The organism is Streptomyces sp. NPDC052020, from assembly GCF_040680575.1.
Taxonomy (GTDB): Bacteria; Actinomycetota; Actinomycetes; order Streptomycetales; family Streptomycetaceae; genus Streptomyces.
Map to the genome: position 1 here is coordinate 1 of NZ_JBFAWY010000057.1, position 23,456 is coordinate 23,456.

Sequence of the window (23,456 nt, forward strand, 5' to 3'; positions counted from 1 at the left end):
GCAATGGCTGCACACCTACAATCACCACCGCGGACACACCGCGCTGAAAGGGCAACCACCCGCCAGCCGCGTCCCCAACCTCGCGGGTCAGTACACCTAGCCCGCCGGCCCAGCCGGTGCCCAGAGGGTAGACCTTGCCGCCCTTGACCCGGTCGTCGCCGACCGCGCCGGACTTGATACCGGAGGTGTCGTAGGCGTGCGCGTGCACGACCCAGCGGGCGGCCTCCGCGAACGACAGCCGCTCCACCATGGGCATCCGGGCGGTGAAGAAGGGCTCCCCGTTGGGCACGTCGGCCACGATCCGGTTCAGGGGGAACACCTCGTCCTTCGCCGTGCGCAGCCCGGCGGTCTGGAAGAACGGCACCTCGGGATGGAGCAGGTCGAAACGACCGCGGTGGGTGTCCAAGTACGCTGCGACGGGCGCGAAGCAGTCCGCCTCGCTCCACAGGTCCGCCCAGTCCTCGATGTCACGAGGGCCGTCGAGAGCGTCGTGCGCGACGGCCAGCAGCAGCCGCACCAGGGCGAACTCCTGGGTGGCCAGATCCCCGACCACCCGGCGCAGATCGCCCGCCTGGGCAAAGACCTGCCGCAGCGACAACTCGTCCTGGCTGCCGTCGCACCTAAGCACCCCGATCCACGGCCGGTCCGTCAGATCGAACGACGGGGCCGTGCTCCTGCCCGGCCCGGGCGGCGGTTCAGTCACGGACACGGGTCACCTCCAGACCATCCAGGCGGCTGTAGCGGAGAAAGAAGCCTGCCAGGCGGGTCTGACAGTCCTCATCCAGCGTGAGAATCAGCTGGCCGGAAAGCCACGGGCAGTCCTTGCCCTGCCAGGCGGGCAGATACAGCTGCTCCAGCTCTTTGATGGCCCGGTCCATGGTCTCGGCGTAGGAGAACTGGAGAGGCAGCCGCAGCCCGCAACCAGCCGCCGTACGAGCCGCGAACGGCGTCGGCGTCTGATCCTGCGGCAGCTCCAGACCCCCGCGCCGCCGGCCCTTCCGGTCCGCCTCCAGCCAGGGCAGGGTGACAAGGCCCCCGTCGGCACGCCGCTGCACGACGACCACCTCCACACTCTCCCGGCTGTCCCGCACCTGGGCCCGCCCGGCCCGGCTGTCATCGGCGTCCCCCACCCCCGCCGCCACCCAGCCGAACAGCGGCTTTCCCGGCCGCCCGACCTCACCGAGACGGAACACGGCCGCCCGCCCGGCCTGACCGGCTCGGTGCTCGTCGAACTGCACCCGGGCCTCCTCCAGCGCACCAGCCCAGTGCTCCGGCCCCACCGGCCCCTGCCCGTACGCCCCCTGCACCAGCACACTGATGTCCGACGGCAGCCGCACCGGGCGCTCCCGCCCGCCCACCAGGTGCGGCAGCAGCACCGCCGCCGACCGCAGCAGCGCATACCGCCCGTACACGGCGACCGAGCCCCGCACCGGATCAGGCACCTCCACCGTCCCGTCGCCCCAGTCCGCTCCCGTGAGCAGGCAGCGGGCCCTGCGCAGCCGCTCGGGCCGCTCACTCTGGCCCTGGCCGCGCCGATGGCGGTGCAGCCGGCCCATACGCTGCAGGAGCAGGTCCACCGGACACAGATCGCTCACCAGCAGGTCGAAATCCACATCCAGGGACTGCTCCGCCACCTGGCTGGCCACCACGATGTGCCGCCGGCCGGGCCGCCCGGCCGCCTTCCCTGGCGGGCCGAAACGCTCGAGCAGATCACGGTCCTTCGCAGCCCGGTCCAGGTCGACGAAACACGAATGCGCGACGGTGACGTCCTCGTCACCGAACCTGTCCCGCAGCACACGGGCGGTCTCCAGCACCCGCTTGACCGTGTTGCGCACCACCAGAACGCACCCGCCTCCGGCGAGTTCCTCCTCCAGCCGGACGGCGAGGACGCCCATGTCGTCGGCGAGCCGCTCCACCTCGACGTCCGTGGCCCGGCCCGACGCCTGCGGGCAGCGCACCACCGGAGTACCCCCGGGAACCACAGCGGTGAGCAGCGGGTACGCATCCCCTTCCACGCTCTCTCCGGCTGCAGCGCCGGCACCGTCCCCCGCATACGCCCGCAGGAGCTCACGCCGGCGCGCGGCGGGCAGCGTCGCCGACAGCACGACCACCGGCACCCGGTAGGCGCCCAGCCACGACAGCACCCGGTCCAGGTACACACTCATGTAGGTGTCGTAGGCGTGCGCCTCGTCGACGACGACGACCTTCCCCGCCAGCGCGAGATGCCGAAGCGCCAGATGCCTGCTCTTCAGCCCCATGAACAGCAACTGGTCCACGGTGCCCGTCACGAACGACGCCAGCATCGCCTTCTTACGGCCCCGCAACCAGGCATGCGCCACCAGCTCGGCCCCCGCACGACGCCCCGCGTCATCCGGCTGCCGCCGGGACGAGATCGGCTCCCCGTCCACCTCGACGGCCGCGACCCGCCCCGCACGAGCCATCAGCCCGGCGAAGTCCTCATTGAGCGCCGCCTTGGAATGCGCCAGGTGCACCGACTGGCGCCCGCTACCCGCCCCGGGCAGCCGCCTCATCCACTCCAGCAGACGCGGGAACATCGCGTTACCGGTAGCCATCGTGGGCAACGCGAAGAACACCCCGCCCGCACCCGAACGCGCAGCGGAAACCTCGGTCACGGCGAGCGCCGCCTCCGTCTTGCCCTCCCCCATCGGCGCCTCGACGATCATCAGCCCCGGCGCCTCCATCTCCCGCGCGAGCTCCACGGCCGCCTCCTGCACCGGACGCACCCTCGCCCCCGCGGGCAGATCGAACCGGGACACGAACAACTCCTGCGCACTCCCGGCAGGCTCCTCAGCCCGCCACGGCTCCGGCAGGTCCAGACCCCGCCAGGCCGCAGCAAGACGCTCCTCGCCACTCCGGGACGCACCCTCCGGGAAATACGGGAACATATCCGGATTGCTCGCGATCCAGTCGGAGACGATGACCAGCGCGGTCAGCAGCACCTGCACCGGCTGCGACAGCTTCACCGCCCGCCACGCCTTGAGCCGCTCCGCCACACCGAAACGCTCAGCGCACGCATCGAGGAACTCGGTCTGCACCTGCCGCCAGACACGACCGCTCGCACCCGGGGTGCGCAGCAACTCCTCATGCTCGTAGAGGGCCTTGATCTGCCCGTACTCGGGCGGCACTCCATGATGCCCGCCCACGGCGACCGTGAACTGCCCGGCCCGAGCGGACACCCACCCGTACCGCTCCTCCAGCCACTCCCCCAGCAGCACCTGCCCGGCCAGCCCATGCGGCGCCAGTCGGCGGTCCGGCCCGAACGCCTTCGCCGAACGCATCTCCAGGCCCTGGCCACGCATCACATCGGCAAGCTGATCAACCTGACAAGCGAACGCGGGCGTCGCCTTGCCGATGTCGTGAACCCCGGCAAGCCACACCGCCAGCACACGCGCGTCCGCCTCACCTTGCGGCAACGCCTCGGCCACCAGCCGGCGCACCCCGGCAGGCAACCACCGGTCCCACAACAGACCGGCCACCGCGGCACTGTCCTCCATGTGCCGCCACAACGGCAGCCAGCCCTCGCTGTCACGATCGTGCTTGGCCCACACCGACCGAGCCGGCCCCCCAAGCCGACACAGCATGCCGGAGGCACTCCCCCCACTGTCCATGACGGATTGATACAGGCAGAACAGGGCCTGGCGTACCCGAATGCACGAATCAGTGGATCTACAACAGGACAGCAATCCAGAAGCGTAGGCTGAACGGTTCACTGTCAGAAACGAGAAGCGAGAAGCCCCCTGTGCGCGTTTCTCTGAAAGTCTGCGAAACCGCGCCTCCGCGCCAGTAAACACGCAGGTCACGGAGTGTGCCCCCGCGCCCGCGGGGATGGTCCCTCCCCATGACCGGATGATCATTGAAAAAGCGGTGCTCCCCGCGCCCGCGGGGATGGTCCCGACAGCGAGGGTTACCACGAGCAGGACGTGCCGTGCTCCCCGCGCCTGCGGGGATGGCCCCGCGATGGGATCCTCGTCGGCCTGCGCTCATACTGCTCAGCAGTGCGGACGCTTGCCCGTTCACGAGATCCGTCGAGACGATCCCCGCAGGTTCGGGGAGCAGGCCAAGCTCCTGCGCGAGCTGGGCGACGACACGGGACCAGCCCCACGGGTGCGGAGAGCAGTCGTACGGGTGTCTCGACCGGTATCCCGGTCGGACGCCGGGGCGGGGACCATCCCCGCAGTGCGGGGAGCAGACACCGAGCCGGCGGCCGCGTCGACGTGCCTCGGGACCATCCCCCCCGGGTGCGGGGAGCAGCGTCAAGCACGGGCCTGGGACGGGAGGCTTGTGGGACCGTCCCCGCGGGTGCGGGGAGCAGGACCAATGGCGGGACGCGGCGACCGGGGAGCCGGGACCATCCCCGCAGGTGCGGGGAGCAGCCGAGCAGCCTCGTTCGTGTCGTCCGGCATCAGGGACCATCCCCGCAGGTGCGGGGACCAGTCCGGGTCCGTGTCGGGGGTGTTGAAGCGGGCGGGACCATCCCCGCAGGTGCGGGGAGCAGCGACCAGGCCGGACCGCTCGCGCCGGCGGAGGGGGACCATCCCCGCAGGTGCGGGGAGCAGTCGATGAGGTCCTGGGCGTCACCGACGAGCTGGGGACCATCCCCGCAGGTGCGGGGAGCAGTCCGGTCCCTCCACCGCCGCCAGCCGCTGAAGGGGACCATCCCCGCAGGTGCGGGGAGCAGGAGGTGACCGACCACGCCTTGGTCCTCGCGACGGGACCATCCCCGCAGGTGCGGGGAGCAGATGCGCTACACCCAGGTCCGCACCGGCCGGAAGGGACCATCCCCGCAGGTGCGGGGAGCAGCCGGTTCCGACCTTGTCGAGGTTGCCTCGGAAGGGACCATCCCCGCAGGTGCGGGGAGCAGCGCGTTCACCGTCGTGCGGTTTTCCGCGCACGGGGACCATCCCCGCAGGTGCGGGGAGCAGACTGGCTGACCTGCGGCTTCTTTGGAGCTGGAACCGGTTTCTGGGCACTTTCTCCGATACCGGCGAATAGGGCATACGGGGTTTACTCGCATTAGAGGTGCTCCCCGCGCTCGCGGAGTAGTCCCGCGACCGTCGTACCGATCGCCGCGGTGCCCGCCTGCTCCCCGCGCCCGCAGGGACGGCCCCGGCTTGCCGCTGCCCTGGTACGTGAAGCCGCCGCGTCCGCGTGCATGGGACAGATCAGGTGGGATTCAGCGGCGTGATGCCGGTGGCCGTGTACAGCCCGGGCTCCAGCGACAGGACCGTCAGCGGCTCCCCGTTTTTGATCGCGTGCCAGGCGATGGCGGCCGCGTGAGCCACCGGCCAGTCCACGCCTTCCCAACCCATCGCCTCCACAGCGTGTGCTGCGGTGAACGGCACACTCTCCGCGAAGCGGAGGGACGCTGCGTGTTTGCCCGCACCGGTGATCTGCTGCTCGGCCGCAAGGATGGACGACGAGGGGATGATGACCCGGCCGGTACCGCGCGAGGCCTCGATGTACAGGCCGGTCAGGAAGGCATTGGCACGGTACAGAGCGCCCAGAGCAGTGTGGTCTAAGACCGCTGTCACATTCATGCGGCGGCGTCGTCCTGGTGGGCGCGGATTTTCGCCCAGGCGTCCCGGCCGGTTTGCTGGACTTGCCGGGTGTATTCGACGCCGAGTTCCCGGGCTGCCTCGGCGGCACGCTGTTCCCGCTCGGCCTCGGTGAGTTCGCGGCTGGCGAGCTCTTCCAGCAGTTCGGTGATGGTGGTGCCGCGCTCTTCGGCGAGGATGCGCAGCCGGTCGCGCACTTCCTCGCTGGTCTTGATGCTCGTCGGCTTACTCATACGTCCGATTCTACCGCCGGTAGAACCACAGTCGGGCGGCAGTCGCACTTGGCTCCTTATGCTTTCCGGCAGCCCTGCGAAGCCCGGGACTGCTCCCCCGCGCTCGCGGGGATGGTCCTCCGACGGCGAATCCCGGCCGACCGCTCCCCGCGCCCGCGGGGGATGGCCCCGAGCAGGGGCGGCACCCATGATCAAAGTCCTCACCCGGACCACTCATTGATCACGACTCGATACACGCCCCTAAGGCGGCTGGAACTGCGAGGGCGCGGTAGCGACAGGAGGGCGGGCCCAGCGGCGGGCGCGGCTGCCTGGGCGTGCTGGGAACTGGCCTGGCCCATCCCGCGGGTGCGGGGAGCAGTGTCCGAGGGGGACGGCGTGCCGTCCTGCCGCGGGGCCATCCCCGCGGGCGCAGGGAGCAGGGCCGCGAACTGGACGGACAGACCTGGGACCAGGGACCATCCCCGCGGGTGCGGGGAGCAGACCAGCAAGGGCCGAGAGGCCACGCAGTCCGTGGGACCATCCCCGCGGGTGCGGGGAGCAGAGGGCCTCAACGATCAGCCGCCGGTCGACCATGGGACCATCCCCGCGGGTGCGGGGAGCAGCGCTGATGCAGTCGGGCCTTGGTGCCGCGCGGGGGACCATCCCCGCGGGTGCGGGGAGCAGTGCTTCCGCAGAGCGAGGAGGACGACCGCAAGGGGACCATCCCCGCGGGTGCGGGGAGCAGGCCGACAAGCAGGCCCGCTTCGGCACCGCCCGGGGACCATCCCCGCGGGTGCGGGGAGCAGCCGCCCGATCCGGTCACCATCGATCGCGCCTCGGGACCATCCCCGCGGGTGCGGGGAGCAGGTCTCGGCCATACAGCGGTGGATGCGGCTCTCGGGACCATCCCCGCGGGTGCGGGGAGCAGCTGCTGCTCGGTCAGCTGCGGGTTGCCCAGCGGGGACCATCCCCGCGGGTGCGGGGAGCAGTGACCTGCGGATTGAACAACCAGCCGCGCCGGGGGACCATCCCCGCGGGTGCGGGGAGCAGCCGGCTACCTCACCGCCCACCAGACCGCCCGCGGGACCATCCCCGCGGGTGCGGGGAGCAGGCCGGGCCGGCCGCCATCGGAGCACTCGCCTCGGGACCATCCCCGCGGGTGCGGGGAGCAGACTGGCTGACCTGCGGACTTTCCGAAGCTGGAGTCAGTTTCTGGGTACTTTCTCTGATACCGACGAACAGGGCATAAAGAATTTGTCTGCCATTAGCCTCTCGCGACGTGTCGACGTCACGGACCGGGCCAGCCTTCCAGCCGGCCCAGTGTGTCGAAGGTGCTCCCCACTGTCCATGACGGTTTCATACAGGGAGACCAAGGACCGTGCGCATCCGATCCGCAAAAGATGGATCTCCAGGAAACCCGTGCCGTACGTCGGGGCATCGGGGGTGGCGTCCAGGCGCCGGTCTCCGCGTCGAACCTCACCGCCTGGACGTGCCCGGTGAACTCGAGCGCGGCCACGGCGAGGATGTCGTCAACTGGGCGAGGATGTTGCCGCCAGCCGCAGCGGGCGACCATGCCGAGCTGGGTCGTCATCATCGTGATCACCGCACCAAGCGCGAGCGGCTTACAGTCGGCTCTGCTCACAACCGTGCCGGTGCGCCGCTGCGGCTTCTCGTTGCGGGCGGCCCCGTTCTTCCCTACTGCTTCCCGGCCGCGATCAGGCCTGGCGTGCAAGGTCAACGCCGCGCAGCTTTGTGCTCACGCGACCACCGCCCCGGCTGCCTCGCTGTCAAGGGGCCAGGCGGCGAGTTCCGGCAGCCGGTCCGTCCACAACGCGGCCGCAGCCCGCCCGGTGCGTGCCGCCGTCCGCTCGCGTAGCTGCTCCAGCCGCGCCGCGAGCAGGTACTCCGCGGTGCGCTCCCGGGCCGCGTCGGCGGCCTTCGTCGCCGCCGCCGCGACGACGTCTGCGCCGTTCGGGTTGTGCTGGAACCAGGGGCGGTTCTGCTGGGCTTGTAGGCCCGCCGGGCCTCGGCTTCGGCCTCCTCGGTCCGGCCCAGCATCGTCAGAGCGTGGTCGTGGTGTTCCTGGACGGACTGCTGTGCGGTCTGGAATGCGGCGAAAGCGTACGCGTCCTCGGCGGCCTCCGGGTCGGCCTCCAGGGCGGCCACGTCGGTGATCTGCAGGACCTCCTGCCATGCGGTGACGATGCTCTGGCCGATGGCCGTGCGGACTGCGGCGGTGACGGCCGCGACACTGGCCGGGTCGGTCAGGTCGGCGGACCAGGTGGCCGCGATGAGACCGGCCTCGCTGATCAGGGTCTCGGTCTGACGGCGGTGGTCGCAGAGCTCACACAGCCCGGCAGCCTGGTCCCGGCCGCAGACCTGGCACGGCAGGGCCTGCCGGGCCGCCTCGGCTGCGGCCGCTGCGGCACGCTCGCGCTCGGCCCGCTCCTGGGCCGCCGCGCGGGCGGCATCCCGGCGGGCCTGCTCGGCAGCAGCTTGCTCCCGCCGCCGCGCGAGGTTCTCCGCCTCGAGAGCGGCCTGCTCACGCAGCCGGTCCTCCAGGATCCGGCGACGCTCATGGTCGCTCAGGCCGGGCAGCTCACGGTCAACCTCGGCCGCGATCTTCGCGCGCCGGGCGCGGCGCAGGTGGATTACGTTGTGGCAGTTCTCGCACTCACCGCCGGTGTCCAGCCGGATCCCGTCGTCACAGCGTCGGTCCGAGCAGGCCTGGCGCTGCACCAGGCCCCGCCGGATCAGCCACCCGTACCGCGTGGAGACCAGGGCCTCGCCGCCGGTCTCCGCCAGGCGGTCGGTGAGCCGGCCGGCCAGCAGCCGCGGCGCGGTCTCCGGCTGCTGCAGAAGGCCCGCCAGTCTGCCCAGCTCCGTCTTCGCGGCCGCCTGGACCTGGTCCTGCTGCCACCTGGACAGCCGCTCCCACAGTCCTGCGGCCGGCGCCAGAGCCACCCGCAGACGAAGATCATCCGGAAGCCCCACCCGCCCCTGCCGCTGCGCCTTCTCCCAGCCCACGGCCTTCAGCCGGTCACCGGCCCCAGCACCGGCAGCACGCTGCCCATCACGCCCTTCGAGATGCTGTTCAGCTTCTCGGTAGCGCCAACTGCCTTGAGGAGCCGTCTGGTTGGAGCGAAGAGGCGTGGACCGCTGTGCGAGTCCGCACTGTGAGCAGGGCCCGTATGCAGTGGCTCTTGATGGAAGGAGAGATGACGCGGTGGGTCGACCAGAGAGGCCGATTCCGGATCCGAGCAGTCCGCTGGGCAGACTTTCGGTTTCCTTGCGCAATGGGCGTCGGGAAGCGGGATTTTCCTATGCTGCGCTGTCGGAACGGACGCGGTCCATCAGCCCGGGAACCTTGCAGCGCGCGGCCTCGGGGGCTGTCCTGCCCAGGCGGGAAGTGGCACAGGCTTTCGCGCGTGCGTGCGGCATGAACGTCGCTCAGGTCACCCGGCTGTGGCATGCCGCCTATCACGGAAGCCTGGGCGGAAGCAGCACCGGCTGGACCAGAGAGCCGAAGCCACGCCCCGACCTCGTCAAGGACCTAGCCGGCCTGTGTGCTGCGCTGGAGGAGTTGCGGCAGGCCAACGGGGCGCCGTCGTTTCGGATGATGGAGCACAGGGCGCGGGCCGACGGCAAGGAGCTGTCGCGCAGCACCGCCTTCCGCATTTCACGTGGCACGGTGCCCGCGTCCACCGACTGTCTGGAGGCATTCCTCGTTGCTTGCCAGGTGCCGCCGCCGGACCGGACAGTATGGTTCGACGCATGGCTCCGGGCGCAGCGGCAGGCCGCCAGTGCCCGCCAGGATACGAAGGAGCTCCAGCAGCTCGAGTCGGTGGTCGCCGACACCGGCCGCGGCAAGGTGTCGCAGGAGACTGCCGTCAGGATGCTGCGGAAGGCCGGCTTCGATGCCCTGGAGCGTTACCGGCGGTTCGACGCGCCGTGGACGGTTCAGTGCCTGCAGTGTGGCGCCACGTTCCGTATCCGGCTGTCTGATGTCGTTCTGGCGCGGGCCACGTGTCCGGACTGCCCCAATCTCACCGAGCACGTGCGGGAAGCCTGGGCAGAACTCCTGACGAACCCGTCCGGCCTGCTCAGCCGCCAGCTCCTGCGCGCACTGCGGGCCGCGACGGTACTGTCGGCCCGCCTGCAAGCGCGACCACCTCGACGTGCCCGTGTTCGTGGCCGACCGCACCACCCTGCGCATCCTGCAATCCAGTGCATGGCATCCCGCACGGGCCCGGCGCAGGGCTGCGGTGTGGGAGACGTCGGCCTGGCGGCGGCGCTCGATGCGGGCCTGCTCGGTCGGGGCCGGCTGGTCGTCGGCCACCGGCTCCGGCTCCGGGAAGGCCCGGAGACTGAGCGCCCGCATCGCCGCGGTCGGCTGCTCTACTGCCGTTGCGATCGAGGGGTCGATACGGCTGGGAGGCGCGACGGCCTGGTGCGCGGCGAGGGCCTGGTGGAAGCCCGGCGCCCTCTCTCGCGTCTTCACCGGGGCCGGAGGAGCGTCCGGTGCGGTGGTGGGCGTCTGCGCGGCGGGCCGGGGGTCCGGGGCGGCGCCGACGGCCAGGACCCGGACGCTACGCACGGCACCGGTGCCGGCCGACTCGTTGGCCGCAGCGATGACGCGGGCGCTGATCAGGCGGAGCTGGGTGGCGTAGGTGGAGGAGTCGGGACGCAGGTCCAGCCGCTCGGACGTCGGGTGGCAGGCGGTGGCGGTGACGTGGGCGTCCAGGCCGGGCGCGATGGCGGCGGCGATGGTAGGCCACTGATCCAGGACGCTGCCGCCGGCGGCCGGCATGTCCCAGGCGCGGTCGGCCATCAGACCCTGGAGCACCGTGGCGAAGCCCTGGGGGTCGCGCCCGTCGGGCCGGACCGGGGATCGGCGTCGGGCGGGGGCGCGGTCCCGGGTGGCGCCGCGCCTCTCGGCGGCGCGCGCGGCGTGCAGGGCGACCCGCGCGAGGTCGATACCGGAGGCGCCCGCACCAACACCGTCAGGTTGGAAACAGCTCACTGGCGGCGCGGCCGTGACACCGGAGGCAGTGTGGCCGCGCCGGCGTAGCGCCGGGGGCGTGCACCGGTCGGCTACACAACAGCGGGAGGACACTCACAGGAGTGATCTGCCGCTTGCCTGGTGAGTCGGTGGGGAAACTGCCCTGACAGAGACCCGGTTTCATCTATGGGGAAGGAGTGGTCTGCCATGAACGCGGAGAATGTGCAGAACGAGGTGGAGGTCTACGTGCCTCCGTTCCTGGTAGAGGTGGGCACGTTCGCGGAAGAGACCCGGGGCTGGGGTTGGGAGACTCCCGAAGGGTGGGGCACCTGGACGTGGGGCTGACATGCCCACCGCGTGCGGCCGGCGCTGGTTCGTGGTCCTCCCGGACCGGGAACCGGCGTCTGCCGTCGCCGCGTCGCTCGTACCATACGCCTGCCGCACGCTGACCCATGCTTCGGGGCGCCCCTGGCTGGTCGGCTGCTGGCCGGCCGACCAAGAGGCGACGACGCGGGCGGGAGCCATGCGGTTGGCGGCCCTGGGCCCCAGCGACCTGACCTCGGACGTTCTGGCCGCGTGCGGCACCGCGGTGGACGGGGCCGCAGGAAGCTACCACCTGCTGGCCTCCGATGATGGCGAGGTGTATGCCCGGGGCACGGCCACCGGGACCCGCCGGTTGTTCACCGCTGTCGTCGGGCAGGTCACGGTGGCCGCCGACCGGGCCAGCACGCTGGCGTGGCTGACCGGAGCGGAGATCGACCGGTCACGGCTGGCGCTGCGCACGCTGCTGCCCGCCTTCCCCTTCCCGTACGAGACGGTGTCGATGTGGCGTGGCGTGATCCCGGTACCGCCGCAACAGGCCCTGCGGCTGGGTTCGGACGGCGGGGTGCGCAGCGAACGATGGTGGCATCCCCCGGCATCCGATCTGCCCTTGGACGAGGCCGCGCCGTTGCTGCGCGCGGCACTGTGCGCGGCGATCGCCTCCCGGGTACGCCCGGGCCAGGTGTGGGGCGCGGACCTGTCCGGCGGCATGGACTCCACCAGCGTGTGTTTCCTGGCACACCAGGCGGGCGCGGATCTGGTGGCCGTCACCCTGCAATGGTCCGCGCCCACCAACGAAGACGCCGGCTACGCACGCATAGCGGCCGGCCACCTGCCCCGCCTGACACACCTGGTGTACCCGTCGGCGCAGCTGCCGCTGCCTTTCAGCGGCACGTCCGACCGGCGGCCGGCGGGTGAGGAGCCGACGCCGGTACTGCGCTACCGGGCCACACAGGAGCGCCTGGCCAAGGTGCTGGCCGGACACGGTGCCCGTCGGCGGCTGTCCGGCCACGGCGGGGACCACATGGTGACGCCTCCTGCCGCCTACGTGCACCCTCTGCTGCGCCGAAGCCCCCGCACCGGTGTGGCCCATGCTATGGCCCACCGGGCCCTGCGCCGCTGGCCTCTGCCGGCCACCGCCCGCGCCCTGCTGTCCGATCTGTCGCTGCCGCGCTGGCTCCAGCACCAGGCCGCCGCTTTGGAAACCGTCAGGCGTGACCGTGCACCCGATTTCGGCTGGGGCCGGCCGCCGGCCCTACCGCCCTGGGCAACCGGCCTGGCGCGGGAACTGGCCGCCTCCTCCCTGCGCGAAGAAGCAGCCGACCGCACCGAGCCGCTGGGACCCGACCGCGGGACGCACGCTTGGATCCACGAAGCCCGTCTGGCCGGGATCGACGCCGCCCATTTCGCGGACGCCGGAATGCACGCCCGGCTGCCCGTCGAGGCCTGAAGTTTCCCCGTGATCTCGGACACGTGATCGTTATGCCGCGAGGGCGTGCTGATGCCGCTGCCTGGTCTTGGCCGGGGTGAGGTAGCCGAAAGTCCGGTGCCTGCGCAGGCGGCGGCGGTTGTAGAAGGTCTCGATGAAGGAGAAGACCTCGGCGCGGGCGGCGGTCCGGTCGGGCCAGGTGCGGGTGCCGATCTCCTCCTTGAGCAGGGCCCAGAAGCTCTCCGCGGCAGCGTTGTCGAAGCATGATCCGGTGCGTCCGCAGCTCTGCCGCAGCCCCAACTTCCCTATTCGTTCCCGGAACTGGGTCGACGTATATTCACTGCCACGATCGCTGTGAACCACGCAGCCGGGCTCCAGTCCGCCCCGGCCGTGGGCCATGTCGAGAGCGTCGACGACAAGCTCGGCGCGGTGGTGGTCGGCCATGGCGTAGCCGACGACCTCGCGAGTGGCAAGGTCCAGCCAGCAGGCGAGGTAGAGCCAGCCCTCGGCGGTGGGCAGGTAGGTGATGTCGCCGACGAGCTTGGTCCCGAGGCGCTCGGCATGGAAGTCGCGGCCGATCAGGTCCGGGGCCGGCTTCGCCTTCACATCCGGCCGGGTCAACGAACGCCGCCTGCGCCGGGTGACGCCGCGGATGTCGCGCTCACGCATCACGCGGGCGACGCGTTTGCGGTTCACCCGCCGGCCCAGGCGGCGCAGTTCGGCGTGGATGCGCGGGACACCGTAGGTGTGGCGGGAGGCGACGTGCAGCACCGTGATCTCGTGCGCGAGCGCGTCGTCGGCGGCCTGCCGGGCATGGCGGGCGGCCTCGCCCTCGCGCCAGGCGTAGTAGGAGGAGCGGGCGACCTTCAGCACCCGGCACAGCAGGACGATCGGGTAAGTCGCCTTCTCCGCATGGATCAACCGGTACAGCTCGTTCACCGGTCGTTATCCTTCACGAAGAAGGCGGTCGTCGCTTTTTTCAGGATCTCGATCGTCTGCTGCTGTTCGCGGACTTCCTTGCGCAGCCGCTTGAGCTCCTCGCGCTCGGCGCCGGTCAGCTCACCGGACTCGCCCTCGCCCCGGTCTGCCTTCGCCTTGCGGTACCAGCCGCGCAGGGACTCGGAGCTGATGCCGAGCTCCCGGGCGACGGCGGTGACCGTCTTGCCCGAGGAATCGACGAGCGCGATCGCGTCCCGCTTGAACTCCTCGGTGTACCGCTTCGTGTACTTGCTTCCCACCTGGTGCTACTTCCTCTGGAACCTCAAGATCCCAGTCTCCAGGTGTCCACAATCAAGGGGAAGCTTCACAGCACGCCTCACCCACTATCACGCACCAATTCGTAATCACCCGACGCGGCGTCGCCCACGGCTCCGGATTGGGCAAGGTGCGCTGGGTGGTCGAGCGCGCGTTCGCCTGGCTGCACCAGTTCAAACGGCTCCACATCCGCTACGAGCGACGCGCCGGTCTCCACCAGAGCCTGCTCGAACTGGCCTGCAGCCTCATATGCCTGCGTCGCCTGCGAACCTCCTCCTGAGGCGATCAGCTGGCCACGCTGAACCACCCCGGCCGCACCTCGGTCAGAAAGGGGTGCAGCGACCGCACCGCGGACCGCAGGTCCTGATCCGTGACGTCAAGAGGCTCCGGCAGGCTCAGCCCGTACCGGCGCAGCCGCCAGAGGTCGAAGACTTCACTCCCGTCGGCCGCGAAGTCCACATCGACCTCAGCGCCGTTGCCGCTGACGAAGCGGCATCCTGCCCCATGAACCATGTAGGTGTAGGTACCGATGTGCCCACTCCGGCTGATCCGGTGCGAACGAGCCAGGCCAGAGACATCAACCAGTCGCTCAAGCGAGGGGATCACGCCCCTCACGGCCTCGTCGATCGCGTTCAGCGCGCGGACGTAACCGAGCACGAGGTCCCGCGCAGCCCCAACCCGTTCCATACGGCGTCATCCCCTGAGCCCGTGGCTGAAGGGATTGTTTCACGGGCCGCCAGCGTCTCCACGGGACGGCATTCTGAAACGATCAGTAAGTGTTAAGCCAAGCTTCCCCTCACCATTCCGGCGCTTCCCGCGTAGTTGCACATGCCTGGGCGATCATGCAGGTAACCGGAATCCGACGTGCACTACTGGGATAACGCCGCGTGGCGGCACCCGCCCGAGTGCTGCCGCTCATACGTTGTCATTGCAGCATCTCGCCGGCTTGGATGACAACACGTCCTTCCGAATCAAGCGTAATGCTGGCGATTTCATAGTACTTCCCCTCTCCAGCGTAGATGCAGGTGGGAGGATTTTCGCTGCACCCGTAGGGCACGTAGGGCGACGAGTTAATCCACCCCTCCATTAGCCACGCGAGAACCTCATCCAAAGGCCACCAGCTATCAAAATCTACTGCAGCAATCGGGAGGCCGTGCTCGCATGGCGTGTTAACGCCCCCTGGCTGGTATCTCCTGCCGTCAATCAAGACATGCGACCTTGGAGTGTCACTCTTTCCCGAATCGCGATACTGTTTCCAGGTTTCAACCATCTTCCAGTACGCCAGGCTCGTTTCCATGGAGTCTGCTCCTTACGCCCCGCCCACCCCGAACGGGTTCCTCATGCTCAGTCTTCGCATCTGTCGAGCCGCTGCAACTGTTGAGCGGCCAGCCGGGCGAGTGACGCCGCCAAGCGACCTAGGTCCCGCCGGTCTCGTTGAGCCGGCGGGGTGGTGGTTTTTGTCGAGGTAGCCGAGAGCGTTCGAGATGGTCCGGTCGTCGTTGCTTGCCCGGTAGGGGTGGGAACCGAATACGCAGGAAGGGGGCCGCCGCCGGAACCGGCTACGCGCGCCGGGTCGAGAGCCAGGTGTCGATGACCTCGGCGACAAGGGCGGCGCCGCGGCTGTTCTGGTGGATGTGGTCGGTCGTGAGCACGAGACCCCGGCGCCGCGAGATCGTGTCGAGGCTATGGCCCAGCAAGGCGCGCCGGACGAGGACGCTGACGCTCGCTGCGGGTGTCGGGTCCCGGTAGGGGATCGGCGGCGGGTCCGCCTGGCGTAGTTCCTCGGTCTGGCGTTCGTGGAGCGGGAGGTAGGTCGCCTGGTTGGTGGTGGCGACCTCGGCGATCATGCGGCTGTACGCCTGTGATGCCCGCGCCGCGGGTCCGTCGAGTTGTTGGCCGAGGACCGGGATGGACAGCAGAGCGATCGTCGCGTCGGTCTGCGTTCGCAGCCGTTCGACGACGGCTCCCAGGCACTGCTGGAACCAGCCGGCCGACGGGCGCTCGGGGAGTTGTTTGCGCTTCATGGCCCGCTCGACGGGGTAGTCGGCGAGGCTCGCTCGGGCGTCGTTGGTCCCGATCAGCACGGTGATCACGTCGGGTGGGTCCGCGACGACGGCATCGAGGCGCCGTGAGAGGTTGTGGGCGAAGTCGCCGTTGACGCCGAAGCGGGCGAGCCGTACGTCGCCGGGAGGTCGGCGTCGTTCGAGAAGGTCCAGGTAGTCGACGCTGAATTGCGCGCGGGTGAGGCTGTCGCCGAGGCACGCGACACGGGTCGTCATGGTGTTCGCGGGCCGGACGTGCCGGCGTGCTCGGTCGGGCGGGCTTCGGTCCGGGGACGGTGGTCGGTGCCGAGGCCAGCGGTGATGGTCAGGATGGACGCCGGTCCCGCCATGTCGACCGCGTGCCATGTCCCGGCCGGGTTGACGGTGGCCTCGCCCGGCCCGAGCACAACCCGGTCGGGCACTCCGTCCACATCGCGGGTGACCGTCACCGACCCGCTGAGGCAGACGACCAGTTCGTCGCCGGCGGGGTGGCGCTCCCAATGGTCGCCGAGGCCGTCGCCGTCGAAGATCGTCACCATCCGACCCTCGGCGCCGTCCGCCGCGACCGCGGCGCTGTAGGCATGGAGCACCTCCGGGTCCCAGGCGAAGCCCTCGACGGGTTTCGCTCTCGACCCCAGCCCGAGGTGCACGGGGGTGGTTCGCAGGTCGATGGCGTTGGGTTCGTGATTGACGAGTCTCATGCCGACGATCGTCACAGGACGGCTATAGGGTGGTCTTGAAGAAAAGGGAACGGAAGCCGACGTGATGGGCGGCCGGTCGGCGACTACCCAGTCCCGAGCAGGACTTCGCCGCGACGCCATGCTGTCGGCGATCGGCCCGTGAACTCGCTCCAGTCCCGGACGAGATGGGCCTGGTCGGCGTAGCCGGAGACGGTCGCCACTTCGGCCCACGGAAGCGGGTCGTGCATGGTGGCCAGTTCGTGCGCGTGCTCGAAGCGCAAAACCCGGGCGAAGGTCTTCGGTGACAGGCCCACCTCACCGCGAAACCGCTCGGTGAGATACCGACGGCTCCAGCCCAGTTCTGCGGCGACCCTCCCAACCGGGACACGGCCCCGCGCGGCCAAGAGGCGGCGCCAGGCCTCGGCCACCTCGGGGCGCACCCGGGACACGGGGTCGCCGCCGACGCCACGGCCGACGGCTCGCAGAAGCAACTCGTCCAGCGCGGCGAACCGCGCGGCCCATGTCGTCGCCGCGCGGAGCCGGTCGACCAGCTCGACGCCGAGCGCTCCGAGAAGCTCGTCGAGTGGGACCAGTCGGTGGGCGAGATCAGCGGCGGGCATGCCGTAAACAGCCCGGGCCCCGAGCGGCGTCAGCGACACCTGCACGCCTTCCTGGCGTCCGTCGTGGTGGATCGCGACGGAGCGGCGCATCAGACCGCCGGCCACGCTGTCGAATCGGGTGACCGGTGACCCGTCGTCGACGCCTGCCGCCACCTCCAAAGGACCGGACAGACTGATTACCGCAGTGAGCACGCGGCTCGGCGGACCGCAGTGCACCCCCGCCGGGAACCCACGAAGATCGAAACCGACATACGAGCCGACGTAGCGCCGCAAGGCGGGCGCCGGACGTGCATAGATCCTGGTGGCCGTATGGTCTTCCACCCTCGCAGTGTACGAACCGGCGGTTACTGGTGTGCTCTCGTATTCAGCTGTCGCCAGTCCCCGAGGAACCCAGCCCGCTGGTGATCGTGCGTGGTTCCCGGGGGCGTATCGGCTCCATGCGCCGCCGGTCTCGTTGCGGAGTCGGGTGGTGGTCTTGTCGTGGTAGCCGAGAGCCTCCGCGACGACGGGGGCGGGCATCTCCAAGAGTTGCTGCCGGATGGCGGCGCCGCGGGCGGCTGCGGCTGGGACACCGATCTTGTTGAGGAGCGCGGACAGGTGGTCGGGGCGGAACGGCTGGCCCGCGCGACGGCCGGGGAGAAGCCAGCGGGAGGCCGGGTTGGTGGCAGTGCCCATGTTGCCGCGGTTCGCGATGTGCTCCAGCAGCAGGGAAGCGAGCGGTGCAGGGACGGGTGAGGCCGGTTCCCCGATCCGTAGAAGTACGGCGTCTCCGTCCCGGACCACGTCGTCGACGGTGAGCCGGACCACCCGGGTCAAAGGCTGCGCGTAGAGGAGCACGATGACGCCGGCGACGCGAAGGTGCATTGGTATCTCCTGGTCGGCCAGCAGCCGCCCCAGGGCGTCCAGACGCTCGTCCTCGCTCAGCGGGGCTCGCCGGGTGGTCTTCATCGCGGGTATGGAGACCGAGCGTCGGCAATGGCGGCTCTGCATGGCCCAGTTGAGGAAGGCCCTCAGACAGGTGCGGCCGTGCTCGCTGTTCTCTGCCCACCAGGCGTCGATGTCGATCTGGGAGCAGGAGGCGAGGGTGGTGTTCCGCTCGCCGAGCCACTGGAGGAAGGAAGTCGCGTGTTTGACCTGATCGGCGGCAAAGCGGCGGACGCTCGGTGTGATGTGACTCTGTTCGGCGCGGGACCGCAGTCGGGGCAGGACGCGCCAGGTCGCGAAGAGCCGGATCGTCGTGACGTGCTCGGGGTCCTCGATGTCGGCCAGATGGCCGTGGAGCCAGCGTTGGAAGGAGCAGATGTACTTGTCGACCGCAGACAGGACGCCGCTTGCCATCAGGAGTTCTTCCAGGTGAGCTGCTGACCGCCAGGGCTGGAGTTCGTGGAAGGCGTCGTGGGTCAGCGGGATCTGGCCGAGGCCGAGCTGCCGCAGTCTCTGCGAGGCGTTTCCCGGCTGGTCGCGGCGCAGGGCCAGCCAGGCCAGCCCGCTGCTGGGCTTGTCCATCGCCACCAGCAGGTCGAACAGCGGGACCAGCTCGGGGCGAACCCGACCGGTGCCGTCGTCGAGGAGGGCGGTGAGCCGGTCGGTGAGCGTGCAGCGTTCGCAGAGCCGTCCACCCAGGAGCTTGCCCTCGAAGCCACACCGGGAGCAGCCGAAGGACTGGGAGAAGCCGGCGCAGGTCGTGCAGATCGCGGCGCCGTCGCCGGGGCGGAGTCCGGGAAGGGCACGGTCTTGGCCGCATCCTGGGCAGGTGCCGCGTGTGCGGACCGCGCGGTCCGAGCAGTTCCGGCAGACGTATCCATCGGGCCAGTGGCCGGCCTTGTGCTTGCGGCGGCCGCAGCGGCAGCACTCGGCCATGAACCAGCGTTCGTACTGCTCGTCGGTCGCGTAAGTGCGGCTCATGCGTCGGGCAGGATGCGGGCGGCGCGGGGCCGCAGCTTCGCGACGTTCGCGGACGGGGCGGGCAGGTCACCGGTGGCGGTCTTGCGGACGCCGGCGTTTTCGGCGGTGGTGGCCACCAGGTCTGCCGGGGTGCAGGACAGGATGTCGCAGAGCGCGGCCATGACCTGCAACGACAGGCGTTCGGGGGTGCCGGAGACCAGCCAATGAACCTGGGAGGCGGACAGGTCGATGCCGCGTTCGCGCAGCAGCGGCACCAGTTCGGTCGCCGTGAAGATCTGGTGCTGGGCCATGACCTCGCGCAGCCGCCACGTGTAGCCGACCTTGCGTTTCATGCTTGCCTCCCGGCCTGGGCGGCTTGCCAGCTCCACCGCTGTCGAGGTGCCGAGCGTCCGGGAGACCTTCAAGCCCGGTGAGTACAGCACGACAGGCCGGCCCTCACGGTGGTCGACCGGGGCAACCGCGGCCGCCTCCGTGCGGATGCCAGCCCAGTCCACCTGGCCGGGCTCGGCAAGATTGAAGGAGCCGGATTCGTCCACGGAACGCGCGACGCCGGCAGGCATGTACGGCTGACGCGAATACCCCTTCGCCCGACGGGCCGGATACCAGATGCTGACCATCAGCTCCCGGGCCCTGTCGGCGGCCCAGGGGTCTCGCCGATCACTGTCGACGAGATGGAGCTCGGTGCTCCCGACAGGCTGCGGTCCCGTCGACTCCGGCAACTCGAACCGCACACCCGCATGAGCAAGGGGCGAGGGCGGAGCGGAAGGCGCGGCAGAGGCGGCAGCCCCCGCCGCGATGACCAGGCAAAGGGCAAGAGGCACGCTGGTCTTCACGACCGCTTGAATTCGCATGGCGACCAATCTCCGCCCTGGCAGGCGCTCAGGGCATCCGTCGCCAGACGGACTCGCCCCTGACATCCCCCCAGTAACTTTTCATCAACTCGTCAGGGTCGGCTCTGCGTCGGGAATCTTGAGGCAACCACGTTTCCCAGCGCCCGGTGCCACGCTCGGCACCGGGCGGCTGCCGGCCGCGACCGACGCCGGCGCCTGGGGGCATAGGGGCGTTCGCGCACCCGGTACACCAGCCCCAGCACCGCGCGGCGCGCCTTGTCGACGATGGCACCAGGCCCTGGGCTCCTGCAGTTGCCTGAGTTGCCCAGCAACCCCAGCGAACAGCCCCGCGTGCCCCTGCCCGGACGTCCTGTGACAATACGTCTGCCTTGGTGACAACTATCGTGCTTCGGGTGCGACACGAGGTCGCTCCCGGTGAGTGAGTGAGACCCAACGAAGGGGGTGGACACCTGGTCGAACTCCGAGTCTGTATCCGGACTCGTCCCCGCGCTCACATGCGTCGCTGGCAACGGCGGGGTGTGAAGCTGAGCGTTCAAGCCCAAGAGCGACCCGGCCATCGGGGAGCCACAGGTGAGGGGAAGGCTGGACGGGCGAACGAGAGTGAACCCCTTGATGAAGCTCCGTGACGATAAGACTGCGCGATGGCATGCGGGCGGCAGTCACAGGACCCGGTGCTGCGAGGCACCAGGCGAACCTGGATCCGAAGTCCAGGAAGCGGATACCGCCGGTCCCGGAGTAGAAGGGGCGCCCGCCCCAGCCGCATCTCACGGGTGCGGAACGTGGCAACCCCGTCGAGGTCCGGACAGCACGCCTGTCCGGTAGGCCGACCGCGAGGAAGGCTCAACTCCTCGGCGGGAGAAGGAAGACCCAAGAAGCGAACGCCGGTCGGCCGAAAGGCCAGGGGAAACCCGGGAGTGCTGGAACCTTCGTCCAGCCCGGAACAACCCGCCGGATACGGGCCTGGTGGCCCGGCCCGAAAGGGAGCCCACGTGGGTCTGGTGAGCTTGTGAAGGCTCTCCTCCAAGGACGTCGGAACTGATGGACAAGTTAGGTACTGGGGGCGCGAAGTGGGGGCAACGGTCACGGCCGGTCTCTCGGCGACCGCGGTGAACGGACCTGAGGGCGGGGACCTCGACTGGCACGGCATCGACTGGGTCGAGTGCGAGGACAACGTACGGCGGCTGAGGCAGAGGATCTTCAAGGCGACGCAGGCCGGGGACCTGAGGAAGGTCCGCAACCTGCAGAAGCTCATGCTGCGAAGCCGCAGCAACACGCTGGTCAGCGTGAAGCGGGTGACGCAGCTGAGCGGTGGCCGCGAGACGGCCGGCATCGACGGAGAGACAGCTCTGACCCCTCAGGCGAGGGGCCGGCTGGCGGCCGAGATCCATCGGTCGTCGACCCCGTGGAGGGCCAGGCCGGTCAAGCGGGTGTTCATCCCGAAGGCGAACGGGAAGCAACGGCCGCTCGGGATCCCGGTCATCCGTGATCGGGTGCTCCAGGCCCGCGTGAAGAACGCGCTGGAGCCCGAGTGGGAGGCGCGGTTCGAGCCGAGGTCGTACGGCTTCCGGCCGGGCCGCAGCTGCCAGGACGCGATCACGGCGATCTTCTGGACGGTGAAGGGCAAGGACCCGAAGCGTCTGACACCTGGCCGTCGTCATCGACGTCGACCACGGCCAGCGGGCCGTTCTCGAACCGCCCGTCCGTGGCCGCCGTGGTGGCCGGCCGCTTCGCCGCCTTCTTCGCACCCGGACGCCGCGACGACGCCGACGGCCTGGTGCTGCTTGCCGCCGGACGCGACGGCGGGGCGCCGGCGGGCGCCGGAACCGGCTCGATTGCCGGGGCCGGGCTGGTGAACGCTTCCGGGACCGTCGGCGCCGGGGCAGTGGCGGGCGCGTCGGCGGGCGGGGCGGGGAAGCGTGCGGCGAGGCCCTCCAGGAGTCGGGCGTAGGCGGCGCGCTTGGGCGGCCGCGGCTCGGTCACGCCCGCCTCCCAGTTCCCGATGGTCTCTCGTCGGCTCTTCAGGGCCTTCGCGATCTGTTCCTGGCTCAGTCCGGCGGCTTCGCGCAGACGCTTGCGCTCCTCAGGCGGCGGTAGGTCGTCCTGGGCGACCTCTTCCAGCAGTGCATCGACGGCGCTGAACAGCTCGTTCTCAGTGGGCACAGAGCCCACCTCCATACCACACCATACCTCAATCGCTCATTGAATTTCACGCTGGATTGCATGTGGATTGCTCATCGCGGCTATGGTCTTGGCGGAACGATCTAGCGAGTGCGGAAGCCGATGAGGCTGGAGGGCCCGTGGAAAACCTGGACGCCTGCGCCGTGCTCTCGGCCCGCGAGAGCCAGGACGTCCTGGGGGACGTGATCCTGCCTGCGGCCACCGCGAGCGCCGTGCCCCAGGACCGTCCGGTCCACCGGCTCAGTGGTGGGCGCCGGTGCCGGTGCCGCCCGCTCGGCCCGGCGGATCCTCAACGCCGCGTAGGAGCGCGGGAGTTCCGCCATGGCCAGGCCGGTGAGGAGATACAGCAGTACGGCGATCAGCAGATAGCCTGGCCAGGCCAGCCACCGCCCGTTCTGCGGGCCGAGGAAGGGCAGCAGCATGCGGGCGGCGGGAGCCAGCACGCCGGAGAAGAGCACCGCGCCGGTGGCCCACCTGCGGGCGCGGGTTCCGGGGCGTGTGGTGTCGCGGACCAGCCGCACCCAGAAGTAGCAGTGCAGCAGCGCGGAGGCCGCCACCATGGCCGCGTAGAGGCCGAATCCCAGCACGGGTGTGTGGCCCAGCTTATTTCAGCAGTGCGCGTGTCCCGCGCTGGTCATGTCTCTTTCGTCAGGTTCAAGGCGGAGAGTGGTGTTGCGTTGTTCCGGGGCCCATGTCTCGATGAGGAACCTTGCGAATGCCACCCTTTGCGGTGATTGACAAGTGTCGCGGTCGACTCCTGAGGCTGCTCTCGACTGTGGCTGAGCGGTTGAGTTGGTGCGTCTCGCCAACTCAACCGCTCTACATGCGCAGCATTACCCGAAGCAGCCGGCTTGCCGACTGGTGGCGGACGCCACCGGCTCACTTCCGCAAGTAAGTGGGCCGCCGGTCAGGCCAGCCAGCCGACTTCGCCTCTTGTATCCGGTCGGCGAAGAGTTGACGGAAGTAGCTCGGCCCCCAGTCGCGATCGGGGTAGTTCCAGTACGTCGCCCAGATGAACCACGACCTACGCTTCGGTTCGGCTATCTCTGCAGCCACCGCGTCCAGGTCGTCCAGGAGCTGGAGTACCTCAGCATGGGCAGACAAGTACATGTCGCGGAGGCTGACGCCTCGCACATCGCACTTCTGAGCAGTGCCATTGCCGTGCCAGCGGGTGCGTAGGTCCATGCTGATCAGCCACTCAACAGGCGTCCTCCCGCCCTTGCTGCGATTGCACGTTCTGCACACTGGCACCAGGTTGCATAGCTCATCAGCTCCCCCTTCCGCGAACGGGATCACGTGATCCATCGTCTGCGACGCTCCGTTGCAATAAACGCAACGTCCCCCATTCGCCGTGAGGACACACAGCCACTCCCACACTCGGAAGCG

At 69.9% G+C, this 23,456-nt stretch carries 17 protein-coding genes, 4 pseudogenes and 2 CRISPR repeat arrays; of the genes and pseudogenes, 4 read left to right on the forward strand and 17 right to left on the reverse strand.

What is annotated here, in order from left to right; translation table 11 throughout:
• Positions 1 to 94: 94 nt before the first annotated feature.
• The 6 genes and pseudogenes from casA to AB0L74_RS33080 form a co-directional block, all read right to left on the reverse strand.
• Positions 95 to 703, reverse strand: a pseudogene (gene casA, locus AB0L74_RS33055) (type I-E CRISPR-associated protein Cse1/CasA); the annotation flags it as partial.
• Entirely contained in the window at positions 696 to 3,569 is a 2,874-nt protein-coding gene (gene cas3, locus AB0L74_RS33060; protein WP_365660749.1) for a CRISPR-associated helicase Cas3', read from the reverse strand. The gene cas3 and the pseudogene casA, both read right to left, overlap by 8 nt.
• A 479-nt stretch (positions 3,570 to 4,048) precedes the next feature.
• Positions 4,049 to 4,943: a CRISPR direct-repeat array (repeat unit 29 nt; unit sequence GGGACCATCCCCGCAGGTGCGGGGAGCAG).
• A gap of 240 nt (positions 4,944 to 5,183) precedes the next feature.
• Positions 5,184 to 5,558 (reverse strand): PIN domain-containing protein, encoded by a 375-nt coding sequence (locus AB0L74_RS33065; protein WP_365660752.1) that lies wholly within the window; start codon positions 5,556 to 5,558, stop codon positions 5,184 to 5,186.
• The gene (locus AB0L74_RS33070) at positions 5,555 to 5,809 is read right to left on the reverse strand and encodes a hypothetical protein (protein WP_365660755.1); all 255 of its coding nucleotides are present in this window, start codon (positions 5,807 to 5,809) and stop codon (positions 5,555 to 5,557) included. The genes AB0L74_RS33065 and AB0L74_RS33070 overlap by 4 nt, the downstream gene beginning before the upstream one ends.
• Positions 5,810 to 6,138: 329 nt before the next feature.
• A CRISPR array of direct repeats spans positions 6,139 to 6,960; the repeat unit is 29 nt; unit sequence GGGACCATCCCCGCGGGTGCGGGGAGCAG.
• A 562-nt stretch (positions 6,961 to 7,522) separates the two neighbouring features.
• Positions 7,523 to 8,752, reverse strand: coding sequence for a hypothetical protein (locus AB0L74_RS33075; RefSeq protein ID WP_365660757.1), 1,230 nt, complete (start codon positions 8,750 to 8,752; stop codon positions 7,523 to 7,525).
• Between the two features lie 715 nt (positions 8,753 to 9,467).
• Positions 9,468 to 10,904, reverse strand: coding sequence for a DciA family protein (locus AB0L74_RS33080; RefSeq protein ID WP_365660760.1), 1,437 nt, complete (start codon positions 10,902 to 10,904; stop codon positions 9,468 to 9,470).
• A gap of 93 nt (positions 10,905 to 10,997) precedes the next feature.
• Here AB0L74_RS33080 and AB0L74_RS33085 point away from each other — a divergent pair, with 93 nt between their 5' ends.
• Together AB0L74_RS33085 and AB0L74_RS33090 are read left to right on the forward strand one after the other, a co-directional pair.
• Entirely contained in the window at positions 10,998 to 11,135 is a 138-nt protein-coding gene (locus tag AB0L74_RS33085) for a lasso RiPP family leader peptide-containing protein (RefSeq protein ID WP_365660763.1), read from the forward strand.
• Position 11,136: 1 nt separating this feature from the next.
• A complete protein-coding gene (locus AB0L74_RS33090; protein ID WP_365660765.1) occupies positions 11,137 to 12,561 on the forward strand; it encodes an asparagine synthase-related protein in 1,425 nt (474 codons plus the stop codon).
• Between the two features lie 30 nt (positions 12,562 to 12,591).
• On the opposite strand, the gene AB0L74_RS33095 is transcribed toward AB0L74_RS33090, so the two are convergent.
• The gene (locus AB0L74_RS33095) at positions 12,592 to 13,479 is read right to left on the reverse strand and encodes an IS3 family transposase (RefSeq protein ID WP_365660768.1); all 888 of its coding nucleotides are present in this window, start codon (positions 13,477 to 13,479) and stop codon (positions 12,592 to 12,594) included.
• Complete coding sequence (locus tag AB0L74_RS33100) at positions 13,476 to 13,778, reverse strand: transposase (RefSeq protein ID WP_365660771.1); 303 nt, start codon at positions 13,776 to 13,778, stop codon at positions 13,476 to 13,478. The genes AB0L74_RS33095 and AB0L74_RS33100 overlap by 4 nt, the downstream gene beginning before the upstream one ends.
• Before the next feature lie 104 nt (positions 13,779 to 13,882).
• On the opposite strand from AB0L74_RS33100, the pseudogene AB0L74_RS33105 reads away from it, so the two are divergent.
• Positions 13,883 to 14,074 (forward strand): annotated as a pseudogene (locus tag AB0L74_RS33105) (transposase); the annotation flags it as partial.
• 5 nt (positions 14,075 to 14,079) lie between these two features.
• On the opposite strand, the gene AB0L74_RS33110 reads toward AB0L74_RS33105, so the two are convergent.
• The 6 genes from AB0L74_RS33110 to AB0L74_RS33135 form a co-directional block, all read right to left on the reverse strand.
• The gene (locus tag AB0L74_RS33110) at positions 14,080 to 14,481 is read right to left on the reverse strand and encodes a hypothetical protein (protein ID WP_365660774.1); all 402 of its coding nucleotides are present in this window, start codon (positions 14,479 to 14,481) and stop codon (positions 14,080 to 14,082) included.
• 238 nt (positions 14,482 to 14,719) lie between these two features.
• A complete protein-coding gene (locus AB0L74_RS33115; protein WP_365660777.1) occupies positions 14,720 to 15,091 on the reverse strand; it encodes a hypothetical protein in 372 nt (123 codons plus the stop codon).
• A gap of 262 nt (positions 15,092 to 15,353) precedes the next feature.
• Complete coding sequence (locus AB0L74_RS33120; RefSeq protein ID WP_362527835.1) at positions 15,354 to 16,073, reverse strand: GDSL-type esterase/lipase family protein; 720 nt, start codon at positions 16,071 to 16,073, stop codon at positions 15,354 to 15,356.
• A complete protein-coding gene (locus AB0L74_RS33125) occupies positions 16,070 to 16,537 on the reverse strand; it encodes a cupin domain-containing protein (protein WP_093725210.1) in 468 nt (155 codons plus the stop codon). Before AB0L74_RS33125 ends, AB0L74_RS33120 begins: the two co-directional genes overlap by 4 nt.
• 83 nt (positions 16,538 to 16,620) lie before the next feature.
• Positions 16,621 to 17,457 (reverse strand): helix-turn-helix domain-containing protein, encoded by an 837-nt coding sequence (locus AB0L74_RS33130; protein WP_166000857.1) that lies wholly within the window; start codon positions 17,455 to 17,457, stop codon positions 16,621 to 16,623.
• Positions 17,458 to 19,037: 1,580 nt separating this feature from the next.
• A complete protein-coding gene (locus AB0L74_RS33135; protein WP_365660781.1) occupies positions 19,038 to 19,658 on the reverse strand; it encodes a helix-turn-helix transcriptional regulator in 621 nt (206 codons plus the stop codon).
• A gap of 1,340 nt (positions 19,659 to 20,998) precedes the next feature.
• On the opposite strand from AB0L74_RS33135, the pseudogene AB0L74_RS33140 reads away from it, so the two are divergent.
• Positions 20,999 to 21,508, forward strand: a pseudogene (locus tag AB0L74_RS33140) (reverse transcriptase N-terminal domain-containing protein); the annotation flags it as partial.
• 25 nt (positions 21,509 to 21,533) lie between these two features.
• Here the strand turns inward: AB0L74_RS33140 and AB0L74_RS33145 are convergent.
• The 3 genes and pseudogenes from AB0L74_RS33145 to AB0L74_RS33155 all read right to left on the reverse strand — a co-directional run.
• A pseudogene (locus tag AB0L74_RS33145) lies at positions 21,534 to 22,067 on the reverse strand (helix-turn-helix domain-containing protein); the annotation flags it as partial.
• Between the two features lie 86 nt (positions 22,068 to 22,153).
• Entirely contained in the window at positions 22,154 to 22,657 is a 504-nt protein-coding gene (locus AB0L74_RS33150) for a hypothetical protein (RefSeq protein WP_365660784.1), read from the reverse strand.
• A gap of 292 nt (positions 22,658 to 22,949) precedes the next feature.
• A complete protein-coding gene (locus AB0L74_RS33155; protein WP_365660787.1) occupies positions 22,950 to 23,447 on the reverse strand; it encodes an HNH endonuclease signature motif containing protein in 498 nt (165 codons plus the stop codon).
• Between the last annotated feature and the right edge of the window lie 9 nt (positions 23,448 to 23,456).